This is a genomic window from Blastochloris viridis (genome assembly GCF_001402875.1).
Classification (GTDB): Bacteria; Pseudomonadota; Alphaproteobacteria; order Rhizobiales; family Xanthobacteraceae; genus Blastochloris; species Blastochloris viridis.
The window spans coordinates 2,631,766-2,650,805 of sequence record NZ_CP012946.1; the positions used below are offsets into that span (position 1 = coordinate 2,631,766).

18 protein-coding genes are annotated in these 19,040 nt (G+C 67.4%); 8 read left to right on the forward strand and 10 right to left on the reverse strand.

Annotation, left to right across the window (positions count from 1 at the left end; all coding sequences use genetic code 11):
* Window positions 1–24 precede the first annotated feature (24 nt).
* Entirely contained in the window at window positions 25–801 is a 777-nt protein-coding gene (locus tag BVIR_RS11525; protein WP_055037795.1) for an APH(3') family aminoglycoside O-phosphotransferase, read from the forward strand.
* A gap of 83 nt (window positions 802–884) precedes the next feature.
* Here the strand turns inward: BVIR_RS11525 and BVIR_RS11530 are convergent, their stop codons facing one another.
* On the reverse strand, window positions 885–1,304 hold the full coding sequence (locus BVIR_RS11530; RefSeq protein WP_055038847.1) for a SufE family protein: 420 nt from the start codon (window positions 1,302–1,304) through the stop codon (window positions 885–887).
* Between the two features lie 78 nt (window positions 1,305–1,382).
* On the reverse strand, window positions 1,383–1,781 hold the full coding sequence (locus BVIR_RS11535) for a DUF5330 domain-containing protein (protein WP_055037796.1): 399 nt from the start codon (window positions 1,779–1,781) through the stop codon (window positions 1,383–1,385).
* A gap of 347 nt (window positions 1,782–2,128) precedes the next feature.
* Between BVIR_RS11535 and BVIR_RS11540 the strand changes: the two genes are divergently transcribed.
* Genes BVIR_RS11540 through BVIR_RS11550 form a run of 3 tightly spaced genes read left to right on the forward strand, consistent with a single transcriptional unit; the run spans window position 2,129 to window position 5,170 of the window.
* On the forward strand, window positions 2,129–3,994 hold the full coding sequence (locus BVIR_RS11540) for a PAS domain-containing sensor histidine kinase (RefSeq protein WP_236823599.1): 1,866 nt from the start codon (window positions 2,129–2,131) through the stop codon (window positions 3,992–3,994).
* A complete protein-coding gene (locus BVIR_RS11545) occupies window positions 3,987–4,823 on the forward strand; it encodes a peptidoglycan-binding domain-containing protein (RefSeq protein ID WP_055037798.1) in 837 nt (278 codons plus the stop codon). The genes BVIR_RS11540 and BVIR_RS11545 overlap by 8 nt, the downstream gene beginning before the upstream one ends.
* Entirely contained in the window at window positions 4,820–5,170 is a 351-nt protein-coding gene (locus tag BVIR_RS11550) for a DUF1491 family protein (RefSeq protein ID WP_055037799.1), read from the forward strand. Before BVIR_RS11545 ends, BVIR_RS11550 begins: the two co-directional genes overlap by 4 nt.
* 98 nt (window positions 5,171–5,268) lie before the next feature.
* Here the strand turns inward: BVIR_RS11550 and BVIR_RS11555 are convergent, their stop codons facing one another.
* A complete protein-coding gene (locus BVIR_RS11555; RefSeq protein WP_055037800.1) occupies window positions 5,269–6,732 on the reverse strand; it encodes a hypothetical protein in 1,464 nt (487 codons plus the stop codon).
* 137 nt (window positions 6,733–6,869) lie between these two features.
* On the opposite strand from BVIR_RS11555, the gene BVIR_RS16905 reads away from it, so the two are divergent.
* Window positions 6,870–7,070, forward strand: a complete 201-nt coding sequence (locus BVIR_RS16905) for a hypothetical protein (RefSeq protein WP_145911987.1) — start codon at window positions 6,870–6,872, stop codon at window positions 7,068–7,070.
* Window positions 7,067–7,870 carry a hypothetical protein gene (locus tag BVIR_RS11560; RefSeq protein WP_055037801.1) on the forward strand — a complete coding sequence of 268 codons (804 nt, stop codon included), beginning with the start codon at window positions 7,067–7,069 and terminating at the stop codon, window positions 7,868–7,870. Before BVIR_RS16905 ends, BVIR_RS11560 begins: the two co-directional genes overlap by 4 nt.
* Window positions 7,871–7,954: 84 nt before the next feature.
* Here BVIR_RS11560 and BVIR_RS11565 read toward each other — a convergent pair whose 3' ends face one another.
* From BVIR_RS11565 to BVIR_RS11575, 3 genes are all read right to left on the reverse strand, one after another.
* Window positions 7,955–8,515 carry a DUF1254 domain-containing protein gene (locus BVIR_RS11565; RefSeq protein ID WP_236823600.1) on the reverse strand — a complete coding sequence of 187 codons (561 nt, stop codon included), beginning with the start codon at window positions 8,513–8,515 and terminating at the stop codon, window positions 7,955–7,957.
* The gene (locus BVIR_RS11570; protein ID WP_055037802.1) at window positions 8,515–9,090 is read right to left on the reverse strand and encodes a DUF1214 domain-containing protein; all 576 of its coding nucleotides are present in this window, start codon (window positions 9,088–9,090) and stop codon (window positions 8,515–8,517) included. Before BVIR_RS11570 ends, BVIR_RS11565 begins: the two co-directional genes overlap by 1 nt.
* 126 nt (window positions 9,091–9,216) lie before the next feature.
* A complete protein-coding gene (locus BVIR_RS11575; protein ID WP_055037803.1) occupies window positions 9,217–11,394 on the reverse strand; it encodes a transglycosylase domain-containing protein in 2,178 nt (725 codons plus the stop codon).
* Between the two features lie 440 nt (window positions 11,395–11,834).
* Here BVIR_RS11575 and BVIR_RS11580 point away from each other — a divergent pair, with 440 nt between their 5' ends.
* Window positions 11,835–13,199, forward strand: a complete 1,365-nt coding sequence (locus BVIR_RS11580; RefSeq protein WP_055037804.1) for an esterase-like activity of phytase family protein — start codon at window positions 11,835–11,837, stop codon at window positions 13,197–13,199.
* 356 nt (window positions 13,200–13,555) lie between these two features.
* Here the strand turns inward: BVIR_RS11580 and BVIR_RS11585 are convergent, their stop codons facing one another.
* From BVIR_RS11585 to BVIR_RS11600, 4 genes are all read right to left on the reverse strand, one after another.
* Window positions 13,556–13,750 carry a YgaP family membrane protein gene (locus tag BVIR_RS11585; RefSeq protein WP_055038849.1) on the reverse strand — a complete coding sequence of 65 codons (195 nt, stop codon included), beginning with the start codon at window positions 13,748–13,750 and terminating at the stop codon, window positions 13,556–13,558.
* 224 nt (window positions 13,751–13,974) lie between these two features.
* Window positions 13,975–14,646, reverse strand: coding sequence for a Crp/Fnr family transcriptional regulator (locus BVIR_RS11590; protein ID WP_055037805.1), 672 nt, complete (start codon window positions 14,644–14,646; stop codon window positions 13,975–13,977).
* Between the two features lie 74 nt (window positions 14,647–14,720).
* A complete protein-coding gene (locus BVIR_RS11595) occupies window positions 14,721–16,418 on the reverse strand; it encodes a glycosyltransferase family 39 protein (protein WP_055037806.1) in 1,698 nt (565 codons plus the stop codon).
* A 573-nt stretch (window positions 16,419–16,991) separates the two neighbouring features.
* Window positions 16,992–17,594 (reverse strand): superoxide dismutase, encoded by a 603-nt coding sequence (locus BVIR_RS11600; RefSeq protein WP_055037807.1) that lies wholly within the window; start codon window positions 17,592–17,594, stop codon window positions 16,992–16,994.
* A gap of 170 nt (window positions 17,595–17,764) precedes the next feature.
* On the opposite strand from BVIR_RS11600, the gene BVIR_RS11605 reads away from it, so the two are divergent.
* Window positions 17,765–19,021 carry a hypothetical protein gene (locus BVIR_RS11605; protein ID WP_169788606.1) on the forward strand — a complete coding sequence of 419 codons (1,257 nt, stop codon included), beginning with the start codon at window positions 17,765–17,767 and terminating at the stop codon, window positions 19,019–19,021.
* Window positions 19,022–19,040 lie beyond the last annotated feature (19 nt).

The window sequence follows — 19,040 nt, forward strand, 5'->3', positions numbered from 1 at the left end:
TCTCATTGGTCCACGGAGTCCAAATTGTCGTTCGAGCTGCCGAAAGCCGTCGCTCAGTTCGTCGGGGACGCGCGTCTTGTCGCCGACGACATCGGCGAGTCGCCCGGTCACGTTCACAGCTTCACCCGCGGCAACGACCGCTTCTTTCTCAAGACGTCGTCCGCCATCTACGCGCCGACGACGTACAGCGTCCTGCGCGAGGCGCGCGTACTCGGCTGGCTGAGCGGCCGGCTGCCGGTGCCCGAAATCGTGCTGGTCGCGGCGAGCGAGGACGCGGAGTTCATGATCACCCGCGGCGTGCCGGGCGAGCCGCTGGCGGCGCGGATCGCCGCCGGGCGGCCCGTGACCGAGCTGTTCCGGGACGCGCTGCGCCTGCTGCAGGCGGTACCGGTCGAGGGCTGCCCGTTCGATTCCAGAATAGCCGCCCGTCTGCGCGAAGCGGAGTATCTCATCGCCCACGGCCTGTGCGCCGACGACTGCGATTTCGATCAATGGCCGGGCTTTGCCGAGCCGCGGGACTTGCTGGCGCACCTCGACGCCAACCGGCCGGACGAGGACCTGGTGTTCACCCACGGCGACCTGTGCGACAATAACGTCTTTGTCGACGATCGCGACAATCTCTATTTCATCGACCTTGGGCGCGGTGGCTTGGCCGACCGCTGGTCGGACATCGCCTTCATCCTCCGCAATCTGCGCGACGATGTTTCGGAAGATGCCGCGGACAATTTCCTGAAGGCCATTGGCACAGCCGACAATCGCGAAAAACGCACGTTCTTCGAACAGCTCGACGAGTTGTTCTAACAACGCCGATGGCCCCGAGCGCGGTCGCGCGGGGCCGTCGGCTCATCCCAAGACGCAACCGGCGGCGGCCCGCCCGCCCGCGATCACACCGTCGCCAGCGCGGCGCGAGCGTCGGCGCGGACACGCTCGATCATCGAGCGCAGGCCATTGGAGCGCTGCGGCGTCAGATGCTCGCGCAGACCGAAGCGGTCGAACAGCTCGATCGCATCGGTTTGCAGAATGGTGCGCGCCGCTTGGCCCGAGTAGAACGCGATCAACACCGCGATCAGGCCTTTGACGATATGGGCGTCGCTATCGCCGATGAAGGTGAGTCGCGGTTCCGGCCCCGGTTCCACAGTCGTCGACAACCAAACCTGGCTGGCGCAGCCCTGCACCTTGTTGGCGTCGACGCGGGCTGTCTCGGGGAATGGCGGCATCAAGCGGCCGAGTTCGATGAGATACCGATAGCGGTCCTCCCAATCGTCCAGCAGCGCAAAGTTCTCGGTGATTTCGTCGATATCCATGAGCGACATATAGGCCGCCGCCGGGGGAAGCGGGAACCATTTTCTCAGATCATCAGCCCCGTTCATCAGACCCGCCCGTCAGCTACGGCGCCGCGGTGGGTTCTCCGGCCCCCGCCACGGCATCTGCATCTCGTCCGGCGCCAGTGACGGGGCTTCGGGCTTGGGTGCGGCCGGTTCGGTGACGCTGCCCGTGACCGTTGCGCCGCCATGGTCGCCGGCCTGATCTTTCAGGAATTCATAGAGCATCTTGGCGCCGACCTGTGCCTTCTCGGTGAAGGTCGAGCCCACTCGGCCGGCGATTTCGCAGACCTCGGGCTGGCGGCCGCAGAAGCCGCGCAGATCGTCGACGGCGGCGTAGGCCGCCGACATCGCGTCACCCGCGCCGACCTGGTCGGAACGGTGCGAGGAGTCGCCGCCGGTCGGAATCAGCAGCACCAACACCGCCAGCCAGAACGCCACTTTGACCAAGAACATCATGTGTCCGTCCGTATGTCGACCATCCTGCCCGTTCCCGGTGCCAGAACGGCCACTTTGTCCCACCCCGCTTCTCTAACAGGCACCGGTTTGGATTTGTTCTTCTTCACTAGACAGAAACGGCTTAAATCAAGTTTTCATTTTCAACGAAATTGATTCAAATTCGATCTTTCCCGCCCACATCCCAAATCTGAATAACTGTTAATTCTGTTGGCAGCGTTGTGGCCGACCGCCGACGACCGTTTCTTCACCGGTTTTTCACCATGACAATGGAACCGATCATTTCAACGCTCCGTTAGGGCTGCCAGAGTCTTTCTGCCCCCAAGGCTTAGGCTTCATTTAAGGCCCGAGTGCCAGGATCACGGAAGAAGGAAGCGGGTCCGCGTGGGGAGTTTCGTTTAGTGCCGGTGCTCGAGCCGATCCGCAGCTATATCGACGGGCTCGTTCATCCGAGCGCCCGCGGCGATGCGATGGCCGCGGCGCGCCACCGGACCTTTATCGGGGCCCATCTCGGCGCCGGCCTCACGGCGGTGGCCGGCCTGCCGGTGTTCCTGGCCGTTCATGGCGCACCGGACGCCCTGGCGGTCGCGGTGTTCGGCTGCCTGGTGATCCCGCTGGCGCTGGCGTGGCTCCTGGCCGCAACCGGACGATTCGTGACCGCGCACCTGCTGTCGGCGCTCAACCATGCCGGCCTGGTCTTGACCGTCGGCGCCGTCACCGGCGGACCGGCCTCGTTCGCCATGGTGTGGCTGGTGGTCATCCCGGTCGAGGCCGCGCTGTCGGCCTCGCGCCCGGCGATGATCGGCGCCGCCGCGATCGCCGCCACGGCCGGCGGCGGCCTGTTCGCCGCCGATGCCCTTGGCGTGCTGCCACCTGCGGGAACATCCGGGCTGCCGCACGGGGCGATGATGCTGCTCGCGGTGCTCGCGGCATTGCTTTACGGCACCGGCCTGATGCTCGGCAGTGGCGCGGTGGCCCGCACCGGCGAGCGGCTGCGCGATCTCAACGATGCCCGCTACCGGCTGCTGGCCGAGCACATGACCGACCTGATCACCCGCCATGCGCCGAACGGCGCCGTGACCTTCGTCTCGCCGGCGGCCGAGGGGCTGGTCGGGGTGGCGCCGTCCGAACTTCACGGCAACGGGCTGTTCGCCCGCGTCCACGTCGCCGATCGCCCCGCCTATCTGACCGCACTCGGGCGGGCGACCGCAGAGGGCAAGCCGGCTTCGGTCGAGTTCCGCCTGCGCCGCGGCGCCAGTGCGTCCGACATCCGCTACATCTGGACCGAGATGCGCTGCCGGCCGCTGGACGACGAGGCGCCGGCCGGCACCCGCCGTCAGGTCGTCGCGGTGACCCGTGACATCACCGAGCGCAAGCAGCAGCAGGAATCGCTCGAACAGGCCCGCAGCGAGGCCGAGCGCGCCAACCGTGCCAAGACGCGGTTCCTGGCCACGATGAGCCACGAGCTGCGCACCCCGCTCAACGCCATCATCGGCTTTGCCGAACTGCTCGCCAATGAGCGCGTGATGCAGCTCGATGCCGTCAAGCGCGGCGACTACGCCCGCCTGATCCATGAATCGGGCTACCACCTGCTCGGCGTGGTGAACGGTATTCTCGACATGTCGCGCATCGAATCGGGCAATTTCGACGTGCTTGCCGAGCCGTTCGCCCTGAGGCCGGTGGTCGAGGGCTGCTGCGCGATGATGGCGCTGAAAGCCGAAGCGAGCGGGCTGACCCTGTCGGCCGAGGTGGCCGCGGATTCGCCCGAAATCGTCGCCGACAAGCGCGCCCTCAAGCAGATCCTGATCAACTTGATCTCCAACGCGGTAAAATTCACCCGGACCGGCGGCGCGGTGACCGTCCTCGCCGGGGTCGAGAACGACGAGCTTCGAATCACCGTCGCCGATACCGGAATCGGCATCGACCCCGCCGACCTGCCGCGGCTGGGCGCGCCGTTCTTCCAATGCGGCTCGGTGTACGATCGCCCGTTCGAAGGCACCGGGCTCGGTCTCTCGGTGGTGAAGGGTCTTGTGGAACTTCATGGCGGCCGCCTCGAAATCGCCAGCCGGGTCGGCGAGGGTACGACGGTGACGGTGCGGCTGCCGCGCAACTGCGACGCCGCCCGCCCGCCGCGGACGGCTGACGTTGTGACGGCGCTGCCGCGTCGCTTGGTCCGCGAGGAAAGCGAGGCGAAGGAGATTCGAAAGAGTGCATAACGACCTTGCCGACGACGCCTGGGAGGACACCGCGGAGGATGACGCCCGGCATGGAACGCCGGCGCGCGCGCGCCGTGGCGTGTTCGGGCTGCGGCGCGCCGACCTCGTCGGCCTTGCCCTGCTCGCCCTGGGGTCCGGTGCCATCGCCGTCAATGCGCTGCTGATGCAGAGCGGGCCTCACCCTGCCCCGCTCGCCGCTGCCACCCCGGTCAGCCCCGCGCCGGCCCCCAAGGCCGTGCCCAAGATGGCTGCGACCGATCTTACCGGCTCGCTGACGCCGCCGCAGCCGATCGCACGGCCTGCCTCGCTGATGGCGGCGGCGGCGGAGCCCGCGGCGCCCACGCCGACGACGGCGGCGGCCGAGCCGGCACGCCGTACCCGCGCCCAGCTCATTTCGGACCTGCAGCACGAGTTGCAACGGCTCGGCCTTTATGACGGCACCGCCGACGGCGTGCTCGGCCCGAAAACCGAAGCGGCGATACGCGACATCGAGTTGGTGCTGGCTTGGCGCGAGACCGGCGAGCCGACCGAGGCGCTGCTTGCCTCCTTGCGCCGGGTCGAAACCCGGGCGACGCCGCGGCCGCCGGCCGCGGTTCCAGCCTCCAGCCCAGCGCCAACAGCGATGCCGATCGATACCCGCATCCTCGCCATCCAGCGCGCGCTCGCCCGCCTCGGCTACGGCCCGCTCCGACCGGACGGCCGCCCCGGCGGCGAGACGCGGGCCGCGGTGCAGCGCTTCGAGCGCGACCGCAACCTGCCGGTCACCGGCGAGATCAGCAGCCGTCTGGTGCGGGAGCTCGCCGCGGTGAGCGGCATGCCGATCGAATGAGCCGCCTCAAGAGTGCGATCTGGGTTTCGGCCTACGTCCGGCGCTGTCAGGTCGAGGGCGCCTATGCGCTCGTACGCCGCCGCGGCTCGGAGGAAGCCGGCGCCATCGTCATCGAGCTCGACCGGCTCGATGGGCGCGTTGCGCTATTCGGCCCGGCGCCACAGAGCGCGTTCGACGACGCCGCGCCCGAGCGCGCCTTCTGTCCGTTGCACGCCAACGACACCGTCACGCCAGCCGAAGCCGAGGCGATCCTGGCGCGCGAGCTGGAATTCGATTCCGACCTGTGGATCGTCGTGGTCGAGGACCGCGCCGGCCGCCATTTCCTGGACGCCGTGGTGCCGCGGTAACTTGTCCGGGACGACGGCGCGAGGTCTCCCGCCGCGGCCGGCCGACCTTGGACGTCGGACGCCACGGCGCCGTGGCGCGCAGCGCACACGGTTTCTGTTTAGCCCCGTGCTGCAATGCGGCCGCCGCCGGGCTGGGCCGGCGCGACACGGCGCGGTTCAAAGCTGTGGCGGCCGGGGCCATCGGCGGCGGTCACCGGCACATGCCGCGCCGCCGGACGTTTGGTCCCCCGCCATGTGGCAACGACGTCGTTCGCCTGCGCCACCGACAGCCGGCCGTAGTACTCGGCAAGCGAGAACACCAGCGCCACCGACCGGCCGATGGTCGGATCGAGGAACAGCATGATCCGCGAAAACACGTCGCATGGCATGTCGAGAGCGCGGCAGGCGATCGCCACCGACTGACCGGTCGGATCGCGCACCACCTCCTCGGCCTTGGTGCGGTCGAGGTCGAGCATCGCTGCCAGGCGGTCGATGAAGTCCTCGGGTTTGCGCTGCAGCGCCGCCTGTTCAAGCTCGGTGATCGCCACGGTCGTGTCGGCAGCGTTCGCGATCGGTCGCCGAGCCGGGAGCTCCGGTTGAGCCGGAGCCTGCGCCACCGCCGGCACCGGTGCGGCAGCCGGCGCTTGAGCCGATGCGGGCGTCGCCGATTTGGTCATCCAAGTCGGCAACGCCATCGGCCTGGCGGTCGGCTTGAGGTTGGGTGTGGTCGCGACTGTCGCCGGTTTCGCGGCGGCCGCACTCGCAGGCTTGTTCAACCAAGCTGGCAATGCCATCGGCTCGGCCGCAGGTTTGGGCGCGCGCGGCGGGGGCATCGGCGCGGTTGCGGCCGGCGTCATCGCCTTGCTTCGCCAAGCCGGCATCGGCTCGGCCGCCGGCTTGGCCGCGGTCAACGGGGTAAGGCCAAGCGGCTTTTCCCAATCGAAGGCCGGCGGCGCTGCGGCCGCCGCGACCGCCTTGGCGCCCTCGGCGTACGCGATGCCGGCAGTCGCATTTTTGGCAACGCAGCCCGTCGTATCCCTGGCGACGACGACGTCGCCTTTCGCGGTGGCGACGTCCTGGGCGGCACGCGCTTCCGCCGGCTTGAGGTCGGGCTGACCGCGGTGAACCGCGCGCGCCGATTCAGCGCCGCCCTGCGGCGCCGCCGGGGCGACACCGAGCCGAGCAGCCACCGCCGCCGGCAGGTCGCGCCGCTCGGCGAGAATCTGGCGCCGCTCGGCGTCGGCGGTCTCGACCAGATGGAGAAGATCGGCCTCGCCGAAGTGCGCCCGGCTGAGCACCAGTTCGGCCACCTCGATGATGTCGGTGGCCAGCATCATCAGGATCTCGCGCGGCGCATTCGGATAGCGCACCAGCTTCATGGCGACGGCGAGGCGCGCAGTCTCGTCGACCCCGTCGAGCATATGGCGCGCCAGCTCGACGTAGCGTGTTACCTCGGCCGCGCTATGAACCTGTTCCTGCACGAACAAATCAGTGATCACCCGAACCAAGGTGGGGCGGATGTCGACCCCGTCGCGACGGGCGAGCGCAATGAGGCCACGAAGGTTCGGCGTTCTGGTCGACATAGCGGGCGCAGCTCCGGCGCAGGATCGAAACAAGGCAAGCCTAAGGTGAACCGCTTAATAGCCTATTAACCTTACCGCGGCCTTAATCAGCCCATCGAAGCTGGCCCGACGGGGACGCAGACCGGCGGGAGAGACCAATGGGCACCGTGCTGAAATTCCCAACCGAGCGGCGCGCTCCGCCTGATCCCGAAAGCAGGACCAGTTCGACCGCGTCTGCCGACGTCGTGATCCTGCCGGCGGTGCGGATCGAGCGAATCGCCGAACCGACTCATCCCAGCGAAACGCCATCCGGGCTGAAGTCCGCCTGCGCAAACGAACGGGGACCCCTGTGGTCATGACCGGCCGCCTCCACGGCAAAGCCCTCACGGCAGCCGTCCTCGCGGCAATCGCCGGAGGTTGTGCCCAGATCGAGGGCGATTTTGGGCGTCCGCGTCCGAACGTCGTTCGCGACGAAGCCATGCCGGTGATCGGCGGCGCCTTCGCCGCCGTGCGCGGCGAGCCGGTGTCGGTGTTCGCCATGACCGACGACGAGCGCCAGTTACGCGACCGCGCCTACGCCTTCCTGGCACCGCCGGAGGGCTGGAAATTCCTGTCGCTGCCGGTGGCCGAACTGCGTGCGGCGCGCGTGCTGCCAACCGATGGTCCGCTGGAGCCGACGCCGGGAGCCTATACCAACGCGCTGGTGTCATATCAGTACCGCTCGACCACCGCGCGCTGGCAACGGCTGATCGACGATATCCGCTCCGATCGCGACCGCATCGGGCCGGTGGTGCGGGTGGCCGAGCACGTCATCGCGATGGACCGCGTCCGGCGTGACAGTTTCCAATACGTTCAGACCATGACGGCACCCGAACGCGACCAGGCGGTCGCCCGCATGGAGGAGAACGCCCGGCTGATCGACGATGTCCGCTTCGCCCTGGCCCAGCGCATCGCGATCTACCGGCACGCCATGGAGCACCTGCTGGTGGCACAGCCGGCGCCGATCGCAGTGGAAGCCGAACGGGCGTTGAAGAGCCTGCAGGAACGGGCGGAAAGCTCGGTGTTCGCGCTCCGCACCGAACCGGTGCCGGTTGCGCCGCCGAGCGCGCAAACCGGCTATTTCCCCGGCGCGAAAGACCGCGTCATCCGCAAGGACTGAGCGAAGCACCGCCAATCGCCGCGGCCGCGGCGAACAGGCGCAGTGTTTCGCACGATCTTGGATGCTCGCGCCGGGCCATCGCCCTCAGTTCGCCGGCTCGCAGGTTGCTCGCGCCAGCAGCGCCTCGACGGCCGGACGGGCGCCGGGCTCGCGCACCAGGGCGCGGATCACCGCAATGCCGGTGGTGGTGGGCGACTCGACGATCAGCCGGTCCGCCGCTGTGATCTCCTCGTCCGCCGGCAGCAGTTCCTTCTGCTGCGGCGTCATCAGATCGACGTCGATCACGTTGCGGCCGGCGGCGCGGTCGTTGATCCCGTAAAACGCCAAGCCATGGCGGGTGTAGAACGAAATCGAGGTGTAGTCCGCCGTCACCGGCGCGCGCACCTTGAGGCTGCCGCGCGACAGATCATAGCGGCACACCGCCACCGCGAACGCAGGATCGAGCAACGGTATCAGCTCGTTGTCGGCGACCGCTTGCGGCACCAGCAGAACTTTATTGGTCGGCCCAAGTGTGGCGATGCGAGCCCAGGCGTCGGCCGGCGCCTGATAGGGCATGATGAGCACCGACACCAAGTGCGCGGCGACGCCGATCACGAGGCCGGTCGCCACCGGCAGCATCCAGCGCATGGAAAGCTGCGGTCTCATCACGGGCAGTCGTCCTGGCGGATGACGGGCAGAAGCGGCGCATCGCTGGTGCGCGAGGCAAAGCCGGTCTGAGTGTCGTAGAGCCGGAGCACCAGCACAACGCTGCTGGCGCCGCCGGTGGGCAGCCAATTGCCCGCCCGCGCCCGTGGCGCCGCGACGATCTCGACCCTGCCGTCGCTGTTCCAGACCAGCTCGGAGCTGACGAAGGCGAAGCGGCCGGCTGGGTTGTCGATCAGCGCGCCACTGTCGTCGGTCACGGTCATGGTCCAGAAACGCGACTGCGGCACGCGGCCAGCGATGCGAATGGTGCAGCGGCCGTCGAGTGGCTTCTTGGCCGAATCGCGGCGGGCGATGAACACCAAGCCGTCTGCCAGGCTGAGCGGCAGCGTGCCGAACTTCGCGAAGGTCGCCCGCGCGTAGGGATCGGCATCTGCGGTGCCGTGGCTCGGCGCCGCTGTCCATGCCCCGATCCGGATGGTCGCGAAATCAACGCGGCCGTCGACCGCGAACCACGTCAGCACGAGCGCCGTGACCGCAGCGACCAGGAAACTGACGAGGGTCGAAAAGGGCCCCACGAAATCTCGTCCGGACTTGAGCAAGCTGGGACCGAAGCGATGGCCCGACTGCTCCCTATACCAACGCCACCGCCCCCGGCAAATCGCCTCGGCGAAATTCCGCGCCGCGGCGCATGCGAAATCGACTCAACGCAGCGTGCCGGCGCGCTCGTCGGTGGCCGCGGCCTGCGGCTTCACCGGAACCCCTGAGTCGCGCATCAGCTTCTCGATGCGGTTCAGCACAGAACTCGCCTTGGTCGACAGCGTCATCGGCCGCTGCGGCCCGCTGTCGCCGCCCGACTGCGCCACCGGCGTATCGGCCTTGGGCGGCTTGGGCTCGGCGCCGACGCCCGGCATCGTCTTCAGTTCGATGCCCTGGTGGGCATAGGCCATGATCTGCTGCCAGGTCATCGCCGGCAGCGTGCCGCCGGTCATGCGGTTGGTGGGCGAGTGGTCGTCGTTGCCAAACCACACCGCGCCGACATAGTTGCCGGTGTATCCAACGAACCAGGCGTCGCGGTAGCCGTTGGTGGTGCCGGTCTTGCCCGAAGCGCGAACGCCATCGAGCATGGCGCGCCGGCCGGTGCCGTCCTCCACCGCAGACTTGAGGGCACGGTTGATGTCCTCGGCAACCTGCTGCGGCAGCACGCGCTCGGATTTCGGTGCGTCGCGATCGAACCGCCACACCGTCTCGCCGGTCGGCGTCTTGATCTCAAGCGCGGCGTGAGCGGTGACCTTCATGCCGCCGGTGGCGAAGGCGGCATAGGCCTGGGTCTGGTCGATTACCGTAACCTCCGCTGCGCCGATCGGCAGCGACGAGGAATCCGGCAGCGGTGTCGAAATCCCCATGCGGTGGGCGGTGTCGATGATCTTGGCGCGGCCGGCCTTGGCGGTGCCTTTGCCCAGCATCACCGACAGCCGAACCGGAACGGTATTGATCGATTTCTGCAGCGCGTAGTGCAGCGTCACCGTGCCGGCAAATGAACGACCGTAGTTCTGCGGACACCAGTTGCCGAGGCAGATCGGCTCGTCGCGCACCGTCGAGGTCGGCTTGAGGCCATTCAGGAACGCAGTCGCGTAGACATAAGGCTTGAACGATGAGCCCGGCTGGCGCAGCGCATCGGTGGCCCGATTGAACTGGGAGGCGCCGTAATCGCGACCCCCCACCATGGCGCGCACCGCGCCGTCGACGTCCATGATCACGGTGGCCGCCTGGCTGGCGCCGTATTCGCGACCGTACTGGCGCAGCTTCTCCTCGACCGCCATCTCGGCGACGTACTGGATGTTGGGGTCGAGCGCGGTGCGCACCACGAACACCCGCTCGGTCACCGACTTCGGCAGCGTCTCGGTGATGTCCTCAACCTCGCCGAACGCCCAGTCGAGATAGTAGTTCGGCACCTTTTCGTCGCGACGCTCGATCGGCGTTGCCGGATTGCGGCGGGCGCCGAACACTTGACCTTCCGTCATCAGGCCGGCGTCGACCAGGTTGTCGAGCACGACGTTGGCACGCCCGCGCGCCGCCGGCAGGTTGACGTGCGGGGCGAACTTGGTCGGCGCCTTGAACAGGCCAGCCAGCATCGCTGCCTCCGCCACGTTTACGTCGCGCACCGACTTGCCGAAATAGTATTGGGCCGCGGCATCGGCGCCGAAGGCGCCGCCGCCGAGATAGGCCCGGTCGAGATAGAGCTTGAGAATCTGGTTCTTGGTGAGGTGGGTCTCCAGCCAGAACGCCAAAAACGCTTCCTTGACCTTGCGTTCGATGGTGCGCTCGTTGGACAGGAACAGGTTCTTGGCAAGCTGCTGGGTGATCGAGGAGCCACCCTGCACCACGCCGCCGGCACGGGCGTTGGCGGTGAGTGCGCGCAGCGTTCCGCCGAAATCGATGCCGATATGTTCGAAGAAGCGGCGATCCTCGGTGGCGAGCACCGCCTTGATCAGGTGGTCGGGGAAATCCTCAAGCGGCACCGTGTCGTTCTGGCGAACGCCGCGCCGGCCGACCTCGTTGCCGTAGCGATCGAGAAAGGTGACCGCAAGCTCGGTGCGCTTCAGCCAGTCGGGCGTGGTCTCGCGGAACGCCGGTATCGCCAGCCCCAGCATCACCACCGCGCCGACGGTGCCGAGCGTAACCACCTCCGACAGCGGCTCGATCAGCACCCAGCGCTTCCAGCCGCCGACATAGAAGCGATCCATGAAGGCGGAGAAGTTCTCCCAACCGTCGTGCAACGCCGTCAGCAGCCCGAAGGTCGCGCTATCGGCACGCGCGTTCAAATCGAGCCAGGCACGCACGAGGCGTGCCTTGAATTCATTGGACAGGAGATCGCGCACCGGTCCGTCCGCCTCCGAGCTGGTCAGCGTGGCCTGATCCCGACCCGGACGAGTGATGCCCGCAACGCTGCGCCGACGCAAGGGCTTCCCGCCGCCCTCCCCGCACAAGTGAGCAGCCGGCCTCGCCCTGTCCGCGCTCGCGGTGGTAATCCGAGCCATCCGGGCCGGAGCGGCGCGAGGAGTCCGCCCCCGTCCGGGCATGATCGCCGCGAGAACCATTGCGGAAGGTGCGCGACGCGATACCGCACGCGCACGCCTCGGAGCGCTGCCTTCCAAAACGGCAATTTCAGCAAGCGGCTTGACACCGCCTCAGCCGCCGCCGGCAGAGGTCCCGCTTCGCCAGCCGGGTCTTGCGTCACCCAGCCGTCACCGCGCCGTCAGCCGCACGACACCAAGACCGGCCAAACCTCGCGGCGGTCAATCACCACGAGGACATCGTCATGCGATTGTCGATCTGCGTCCTGGCGGCCTGCGCCTTGGCCAGCCCCGCCACCGCCCAGCAGCAATTCCCGGCCACACTTGCCGGCCACGCGCTCATCCCGGCCGCAACCAGCTTCACCCCGCCGGCGGACGCTCCAGCCGACCTCGCCGTCTCCGGCAAGTTCGCCGCGCCCGATCGCCGCCGCATCGACGCGCTCGGCACCATCGCAGGCACGTCGTTCCTGTCCGATCCCGCGGCTCCGCGCGCGACCGGCTTTGCCGTGCCGATCAAGGGCCAGCCGGTGCAAGGCTTTTCCGGCATCAAGACCATGGGCGACGGCACCTTCCTGGTGCTGACCGACAACGGGTTCGGCGCCAAGCGCGATTCCGTCGACACTCTGCTGGTTGCCCACCGCGTTCGCCCAGACTGGAAGAGTGGCAGCGTGGCGATGGTCGAAACCATTCACCTGCGCGACCCCGACCGCAAGGTTCCGTTCCAGATCACGCTCGAGGGTACGCCGACGCGCTATCTGACCGGTGCCGACTTCGATATCGAGTCGATCCAGCCGATCGGCGACAAGCTGTGGTTTGGCGAGGAGTTCGGCCCCTATCTCATCCGCACCGACCGCACCGGCAAGATCGAGGCGGTGTTCGACACCTTGGTCGACGGCAAGATCGCCCGCTCGCCCGACCACTTCCAGGTGCTGACCCCGGCCGTGCCGGGCGGCAAGGTCGATTTCACCGTGCGCCGCTCGCGCGGCTATGAGGGCATGGCCGCCTCACCGGACGGCAAGTTGCTCTACCCGCTGCTCGAAGGCCCGCTGTGGGATGCCGGCACCGGCTCCTGGGAGAGCGTCGACGGCAAGGCCGTGCTGCGTATCCTTGAGTTCTCGACGGCCGAGAACAAATGGACCGGCCGGTTCTGGTTCTATCCGCTTGAGCTTGCCGGCAACAATATCGGCGACTTCAACATGATCGACCCCTCGATGGGCCTGATCATCGAGCGCGACAACGGCGAAGGCGCTGAAGCGCAAGCCTGCCCGCAGGGCGCCGCGCGGCCGGACTGCTTCAACGTGCCGGCCCGCTTCAAGCGCGTCTACAAGATCGAACTGACCGACGACACCGTCGGCAAGCCGGTGCGCAAGGTTGGCTATATCGACCTGATGGCGATCAAGGATCCGAAGGGCCTCGCCCGCCAGGGCGGCGCGGACGGCACGTTCACCTTCCCGTTCGTGACGATCGAGGATGTCGACCGGGTCGACGCCAGCCATATCGTCGTCGCCAACGACAACAACTTCCCCTATTCGGCCGGGCGTGCGCCGCAGAAGCAGGACGACAACGAGTTCATTCTCCTGGAGGTCGGTGACTTTCTCTCCGCAAAGTGACGGAGTCTGCCAGACGTTGATGTCACGAGGGGCCTAATTTTCTTCCGGAAATAGATGAAGCCGTTCCATCCGGTTTCCCGGAAGATCTCTTGGCAATCCACAGACGTGGTTTCGCCGAAAATCCTGGCTTAAACTGGGATTTTCGGCGAACAAACTGCGGTTCGAAGGCTCAATCAACTGGAAGCCGCATCACTCGCGGTTCAGCCAAGCCCCGAAGGTCGGCCGGGGGTGGTCTTAAAATAGAGCGTGTTCACCATGGTTCATACGAAACTCCGGCCGATCGGGCCGGAGCTTCGTCGTCTGTCGCCGGGAAAACCCATTCGCATCGGGGTTTCCGGCGACGGAGGTGACGTCAATCACGCCCGCGAGCAGGTCGACAGCCCGACCATCGAGTAGGCCGGGCACCAGCCGAGCATGGCGGTGGCAAGCGGAACCACGCCGATCCATCCCGCCCAGGCGTAGGTCGAGTCCGAAAGCAGCGCGAAAGCGAGAAGGCCGATACCGGCGACGACGCGCAGGGCGCGATCCACGCCGCCCATGTTCTTGGTCATGTCCGTCTCCATGCTGTATCCGGCCGAAGTGCCGGTGCCCATCGGGCATGACGGCACCATGACGGCGGGATACCGCAGCGTCGGTGACGAAGTCACAATTTCGACGAAAAGCGCATGACACCGAATGCCGGCATTGACCGGCCGACAGCGCGAGGAAATTCCTCGGGCTCTTAGCTTGACCTTCCACCGACGCCAGCTCGCCTCATCCTGCGCCAGAAACGGTTTCAGTCGGTCTCGTCGGCGAGCCGGGCCAGCCGGGAGCGGTCGACGATATCGATGCGGCCGCGCGACAGCGTGACCAGCCCCTGCTTCTCAAACGATTTGAGCTGGCGCGACACCACCTCGCGGGCCGAGCCGAGTTCGGCCGCTAGGTCCTGATGGGTGCCGGTGACGATGGCGGTGCCGCGTGCGCCCAGGATGCGCGCCAGCCGCCGGTCGATGCGGTGGAACACCGCGTCTTCCATGGTGAGAATAAGGTCAGCGACACGGTCGGCGTAGGCCGCCAGCACGAAATCGCGGAAGGTCGCCGAGTTGGCCAGCAAGGTGCGGAAGGTCTCGCCCGGCAGCGCCGCGGCCAGCACATTGTCCTCGGCGACGGCTTCGGCACCGTAGGGCGAGCGCATCATCAGGCAGGAGGTGGTCAGCACGCAGCTCTCGCCCGGACGAACGCGGTAGAGCACGATTTCGCGGCCGTTCTCGGCGATCAGCTGGACGCGGACGCAGCCGCGGACCACCACCAGATAGGAATTGCATTCGGCACCGGCGGCGAACGCTTTCGCACCCTTGGGCACCTGGACCAGCGGGGTGCGCGTTGCGATCAGCGCGCGCGCCTCCTCATCCAGCTGGTTGAGACCCGGAATTTCGGCGATCCAGTCGAGACGTGCGAGGCTGTTCATGCGTGCTCCCCCCGCACATGATCCCCCAAGCCGCCGCGGCACTCAACCCGCGACGGCGTTGTGGGCAGGCACCGTCAGGGCGCCGTCGGCCGTGGCGTGGCGGCGTTGCCGGCCGCCTGCTGCGGCTTCGGCGGCGGTGCCTGCAAAGGCGGCGTCGAGAATACGCTCGCCAGCGGGTCGGCGTTGCGCACGTCATAGATCGCCGCGAACGTCACGCCCTCGCGCTTGACCTCGACCAATGGCCGCAGCGGCAGTCGCTTGCAGTAGTATTCGCCAAGCATCAATGCGAAGTCGGCGCCGCGAGTGTCGTAGGTGACGATGAAGTTCGGCCCCAGCGCGATCCGTGCCGCATTGTGCGGGCCGCAGGTTGCCACCTTCCAGCGCCCCCCCGCCGGCGGCTTCAGTCCGCGGCGGCCAATCTCGGCGCGCAGTTCCTCGCCGGCCTCCTTGAACGCCAAGCCCCAGTAGTCGAGCATGAATTCGCGATCGGCAACCTCAAGCCCGCCGACAAGGTGGTTGTAGTGAGCGTACTGGTAGGGGTGGAGCCGAACCATGTCGACGGCGGTCACCGACGCCGCCACCCCGAACGCGCCGAGGGTGGCGATACGCAGCCTGGGCCAGCCCGCCAGCTTCTCGGCAAGGCGCGCCACCGCCCAACCGCCCAGCACCGCGAGCGGCGGGATGATGAACACGAAGTGGCGAATGCCGTTGTACATCGCCGGGCGGGACAACACCGTGACCACGATCGGAACCACGGCGGCGCACAGCAGCAGGATGGCAGAGGCGCGGCGGCCCGGCGTTACCTCGGCGCGTAACAGCATGTGCAGCGCCAGCGCTGCGCCCAGCGAGGAGGCGACGAGGAACACCTCCGGCATCGTGACCGCGAACAGCGTCGGCACGTAACTGCGCGGCATTTCCGGCACCAGCACCGCCGAGCCCTCATAGAGCTCTCGCCACGGCACTTCCCAGAAGCTGGTGAAGTACAGCACCGCGCGGATCGGGTTGAGCGGATCGACGATCGCCCACGGCCAGACCATGCCCATCACCACATACGCCGGCACCAGCCCGCAGCACATGATGGCGGCGAACAGGCCGGTTTCCTTCGCGGCAGCGATGAAGCCGGTGCGCCGCGCTTCCAGCATCAGCAGCACCAGCGCCGCGATCAGCACCGAGATTGCGGCGAGGCCGCCCATGATGCGGGTGCCGAGCGTCAGCCCGAGCATGAGGCCGAACAGCAGCACCGTCTTCCAGCTCGGCCGCGGAAACTCGTCGAACGCGCGCACCAGCGTGGCCAGCAGCCCGATCATCGCCACCGCGAACGGAACGTCCTTCGCGTTCATGAACATGTGGCCGTAATAGAGCGGGCACAGCGCCAGCAGCACCATGGCGGCGAGACCGGCATGGTGGCCGCCGAGCCGGCGGCCAAGCCGCCACGTGATGGCAATGCCGATCAGGCCAACCACCGCTCCGGTGAGGCGGCGCGCGGCGAACAGATCGAGCTGCAGCCCCCGCGCCACAAGGCCCGACAGCATGTCGAACCCGCCACCATAATAATAGAGATTGACGAACGACAGCGCACGGTCGTCCTCGAAACCCGAGGCGTAATAGGACAACAGCAACTCGCCATATTCGGCGTGGGTGTAGTCGTCCCACCCCAGCCCGTAGTGGCGAAACGTCAGCAGCGACACCACGAACAGGGCACCCAGCACCCCGAGCGCGGCAATATCGGCAATGCGCGCACCCGGCTCGCAGCGCGCAGAAGTTGTCAGCATGTCGACACACAGCCCTGGCGGAAACTCGCAAGGCGACATTGATCAGAATTATGGCGATATTGCCAGCCCGAACCAGCAACAGACCAAAGATTCTTTTACGCCGCCACAGAAGACACCGGCACCCGGCGTGCAGATGACTGAATTATGTCATCTTCGTGGAAGTCGACAGTACCGAATTGAGGATCAATCTTTTCAATATTCTTAACATGGTCGAAATATATCCCCTTCGACAGACCCGCCATCGCAGCAAGCTGCCAATTGAGACTCCGCGCGCTCGGTGTCGATCTGTCGGAAAATCGGCTTCGGCGTCCTGGAGATCGCCCCTTTGATGGCCGGAATTTCAGCCCAGGGTCGGTAATCTTGATGGTACCGCCGGTCAGGCCCTGACGACTTGCACGAAACCGCCAGGGCCAGCCTGGGAACGCAGTCGTCCGGCATCGATCTGAGCACCGAGCCGCTGGAAAGCGCCGGACCTCGACGATCGCGGACGTGGCGTCGCCGAAAACACCTGTTCGGAAACGGGATTTTCGGCGACGGAACCACAGTTGGCGACTTGACCAGCTGGAAGCCGTATCAGGCGTTGTCGGCGCGCTCGAAGAGTTCCTCGACATACTCCCAGTTGACGAGCTGGTCGACGAACGCCTTCATGTAATCCGGCCGGCGGTTGCGGTAGTCGATGTAGTAGGAGTGCTCCCAGACGTCGCAGCCGAGGATCGGCACTGCGCCGTGAACGAGCGGATTTTCGGCATTCGACGTCTTCGAGATGACGAGTTCGCCGGCCTTGACCGACAGCCAGCACCAGCCCGAGCCGAACTGGGTGACGCCGGCCTGGATGAAGAACTCCTTGAACTGCTCGACCGAGCCGAAGGTCGAGACGATCTTGGCCTGGAGCCGGCCCGGGATCGGCCCACCGCCGGCCGGCTTCATCCACTTCCAGAAGTGGAGGTGATTGAAGTGCTGGCCGGCATTATTGAACAGCCCGATGTTCTTGCCGTAAGAGCCGGTGACGACCTCCTCCAGCGACTTGCCCTCCCACTCGGTGTCTTTCAACAAGTTATTGCCGTTGTTGACATAGGCGAGATGGTGCTTGTCGTGGTGGTATTCGAGCGTTTCCGCGCTCATATAGGGCGCGAGCGCGTCGTAGGCGTACGGCAGGTCCGGGAGCGAGAACGACATGGCGATGACCTTCTTGATCGGGTTGATGCCGCCGCGTCGGGAAAGCCCGTCACGGAGGGCCAGGCGGAGCTGGGACGCAATTTAACATAGGGGCGCGGAACGCCGAGGCAACAGTTCCGCCCGCCCTTGAACAGCCGGTTTAGAGGCAGCGGCGACGGGGATGAAAACCCGTGAGAGCCGCGGCGGTTCGGCGAGGTAACGAGATGGCCACTTTTCTGATCGTCGTTGGGGCGATCCTGGCAGTCAGCGGGCTGGCGGCCGTGTTGGGCGGCGCGCCGGTTTTTGCGCTCGGCTTCGACAACACCCTGATCCTGGCCGGCACGGTCGGACTGGTCGGCGGCCTCATGCTGGTGGGGCTCGGCCGCATCCTCGCCGCACTGGTCGACCTCGGCCTCCGGGTCGACCGGCCGGCACAGCCAACCGCCGCGACATCGTTCGAGCCGGCCGCAAGCGCCGATAACGGCGTGCCGCGCCCGGCGCAGCCACGCCAGCCGGCCCGGCCGGCCTACCCGTCCGAGTTCGCGCCGACACCTGCTCCAGCCTCCGCGGCCACTGCCGGGGATGGGTGGGCGGGGCGGAACGCAGGCGAGCCCGCCGGCTTCGAGTCGCCGGCCGCCGAACGGCCAGTTGCCGAACGGACGCTCCCGGAGCGGCCAACTCGGGAGCGGCAAAGCCAGGACAAGTTGGGCCAGGAGCGGTTGGGCCAGGAGCGGCAGCCGTTGGATCGCCCGCCCCCGGCGGAGCGCACCGCCAAGGACCGGTTCGGCTCGGAACGCATCGCTCAAGAACGTCCGACGCACGAACGGCCGTCAACGCAGGAGCGCCCTGCCCCCGAGCGTTCAAGTGCAGAACGAGCCGGCCGCGACCTGCCGGCCGGGGCCACGGCGCGGGACAAAGTCCGGCCCGCCCGGCTTCAGCCCGATCTGATGCGGATTCCGCCGCTGCGCGCCCCCGAGGCCGAGGCGGCGTCAGCGGCGGCGCCGCCGGCAGCCCCCGAACGACCCGCGCCGCCGGCGGCCGAAGCCGAACCGGCGCGTGCGATTCAGCAGCCCACCGCGCCGGCACCGCGGCCGGCAGCCGCCTCCCGACTCGATCCGTTCCGCGCCGCCTGGCAGAAGGCGTGGGATCCGAACTGGACCTCCGATCTGACGGCGGAAAAGCGCGCCGCGGCCGAAGCACCGTCAGCCGCTCCGGAGCCCAATGCCCCGCCGGTTCCGGCGTTTTCCGATCCGGCCTCCAGCCAGATCCTGAAAGCCGGGGTGATCGGCGGCATGGCCTACACGCTCTATGCCGACGGCTCGATCGAGGCCGACCTGCCCGAGGGGCTGATCCGCTTTGCCTCGGTCCAGGCCCTGCGCGAGCATGTCGAGCGCGCCGAGGCCGGCCCCCACGCCAGCGGCGAAGAGGACGGCGCCAACCGCAGCTGACGGTTCGCGCCACCCGTCG

What these genes read in the sequence shown, in the direction of transcription:
- BVIR_RS11535 (WP_055037796.1), bottom strand. Translation starts at nt 1,781, where the DNA reads ATGATGTTCTTGGTCAAAGTGGCGTTCTGGCTGGCGGTGTTGGTGCTG.
- BVIR_RS11550 (WP_055037799.1), top strand. Translation starts at nt 4,820, where the DNA reads ATGAGCCGCCTCAAGAGTGCGATCTGGGTTTCGGCCTACGTCCGGCGC.
- BVIR_RS11555 (WP_055037800.1), bottom strand. Translation starts at nt 6,732, where the DNA reads ATGTCGACCAGAACGCCGAACCTTCGTGGCCTCATTGCGCTCGCCCGT.
- BVIR_RS11560 (WP_055037801.1), top strand. Translation starts at nt 7,067, where the DNA reads ATGACCGGCCGCCTCCACGGCAAAGCCCTCACGGCAGCCGTCCTCGCG.
- BVIR_RS11590 (WP_055037805.1), bottom strand. Translation starts at nt 14,646, where the DNA reads ATGAACAGCCTCGCACGTCTCGACTGGATCGCCGAAATTCCGGGTCTC.
- BVIR_RS11585 (WP_055038849.1), bottom strand. Translation starts at nt 13,750, where the DNA reads ATGACCAAGAACATGGGCGGCGTGGATCGCGCCCTGCGCGTCGTCGCC.
- BVIR_RS11595 (WP_055037806.1), bottom strand. Translation starts at nt 16,418, where the DNA reads ATGCTGACAACTTCTGCGCGCTGCGAGCCGGGTGCGCGCATTGCCGAT.
- BVIR_RS11530 (WP_055038847.1), bottom strand. Translation starts at nt 1,304, where the DNA reads ATGGATATCGACGAAATCACCGAGAACTTTGCGCTGCTGGACGATTGG.
- BVIR_RS11600 (WP_055037807.1), bottom strand. Translation starts at nt 17,594, where the DNA reads ATGTCGTTCTCGCTCCCGGACCTGCCGTACGCCTACGACGCGCTCGCG.
- BVIR_RS16905 (WP_145911987.1), top strand. Translation starts at nt 6,870, where the DNA reads ATGGGCACCGTGCTGAAATTCCCAACCGAGCGGCGCGCTCCGCCTGAT.
- BVIR_RS11565 (WP_236823600.1), bottom strand. Translation starts at nt 8,515, where the DNA reads ATGAGACCGCAGCTTTCCATGCGCTGGATGCTGCCGGTGGCGACCGGC.
- BVIR_RS11580 (WP_055037804.1), top strand. Translation starts at nt 11,835, where the DNA reads ATGCGATTGTCGATCTGCGTCCTGGCGGCCTGCGCCTTGGCCAGCCCC.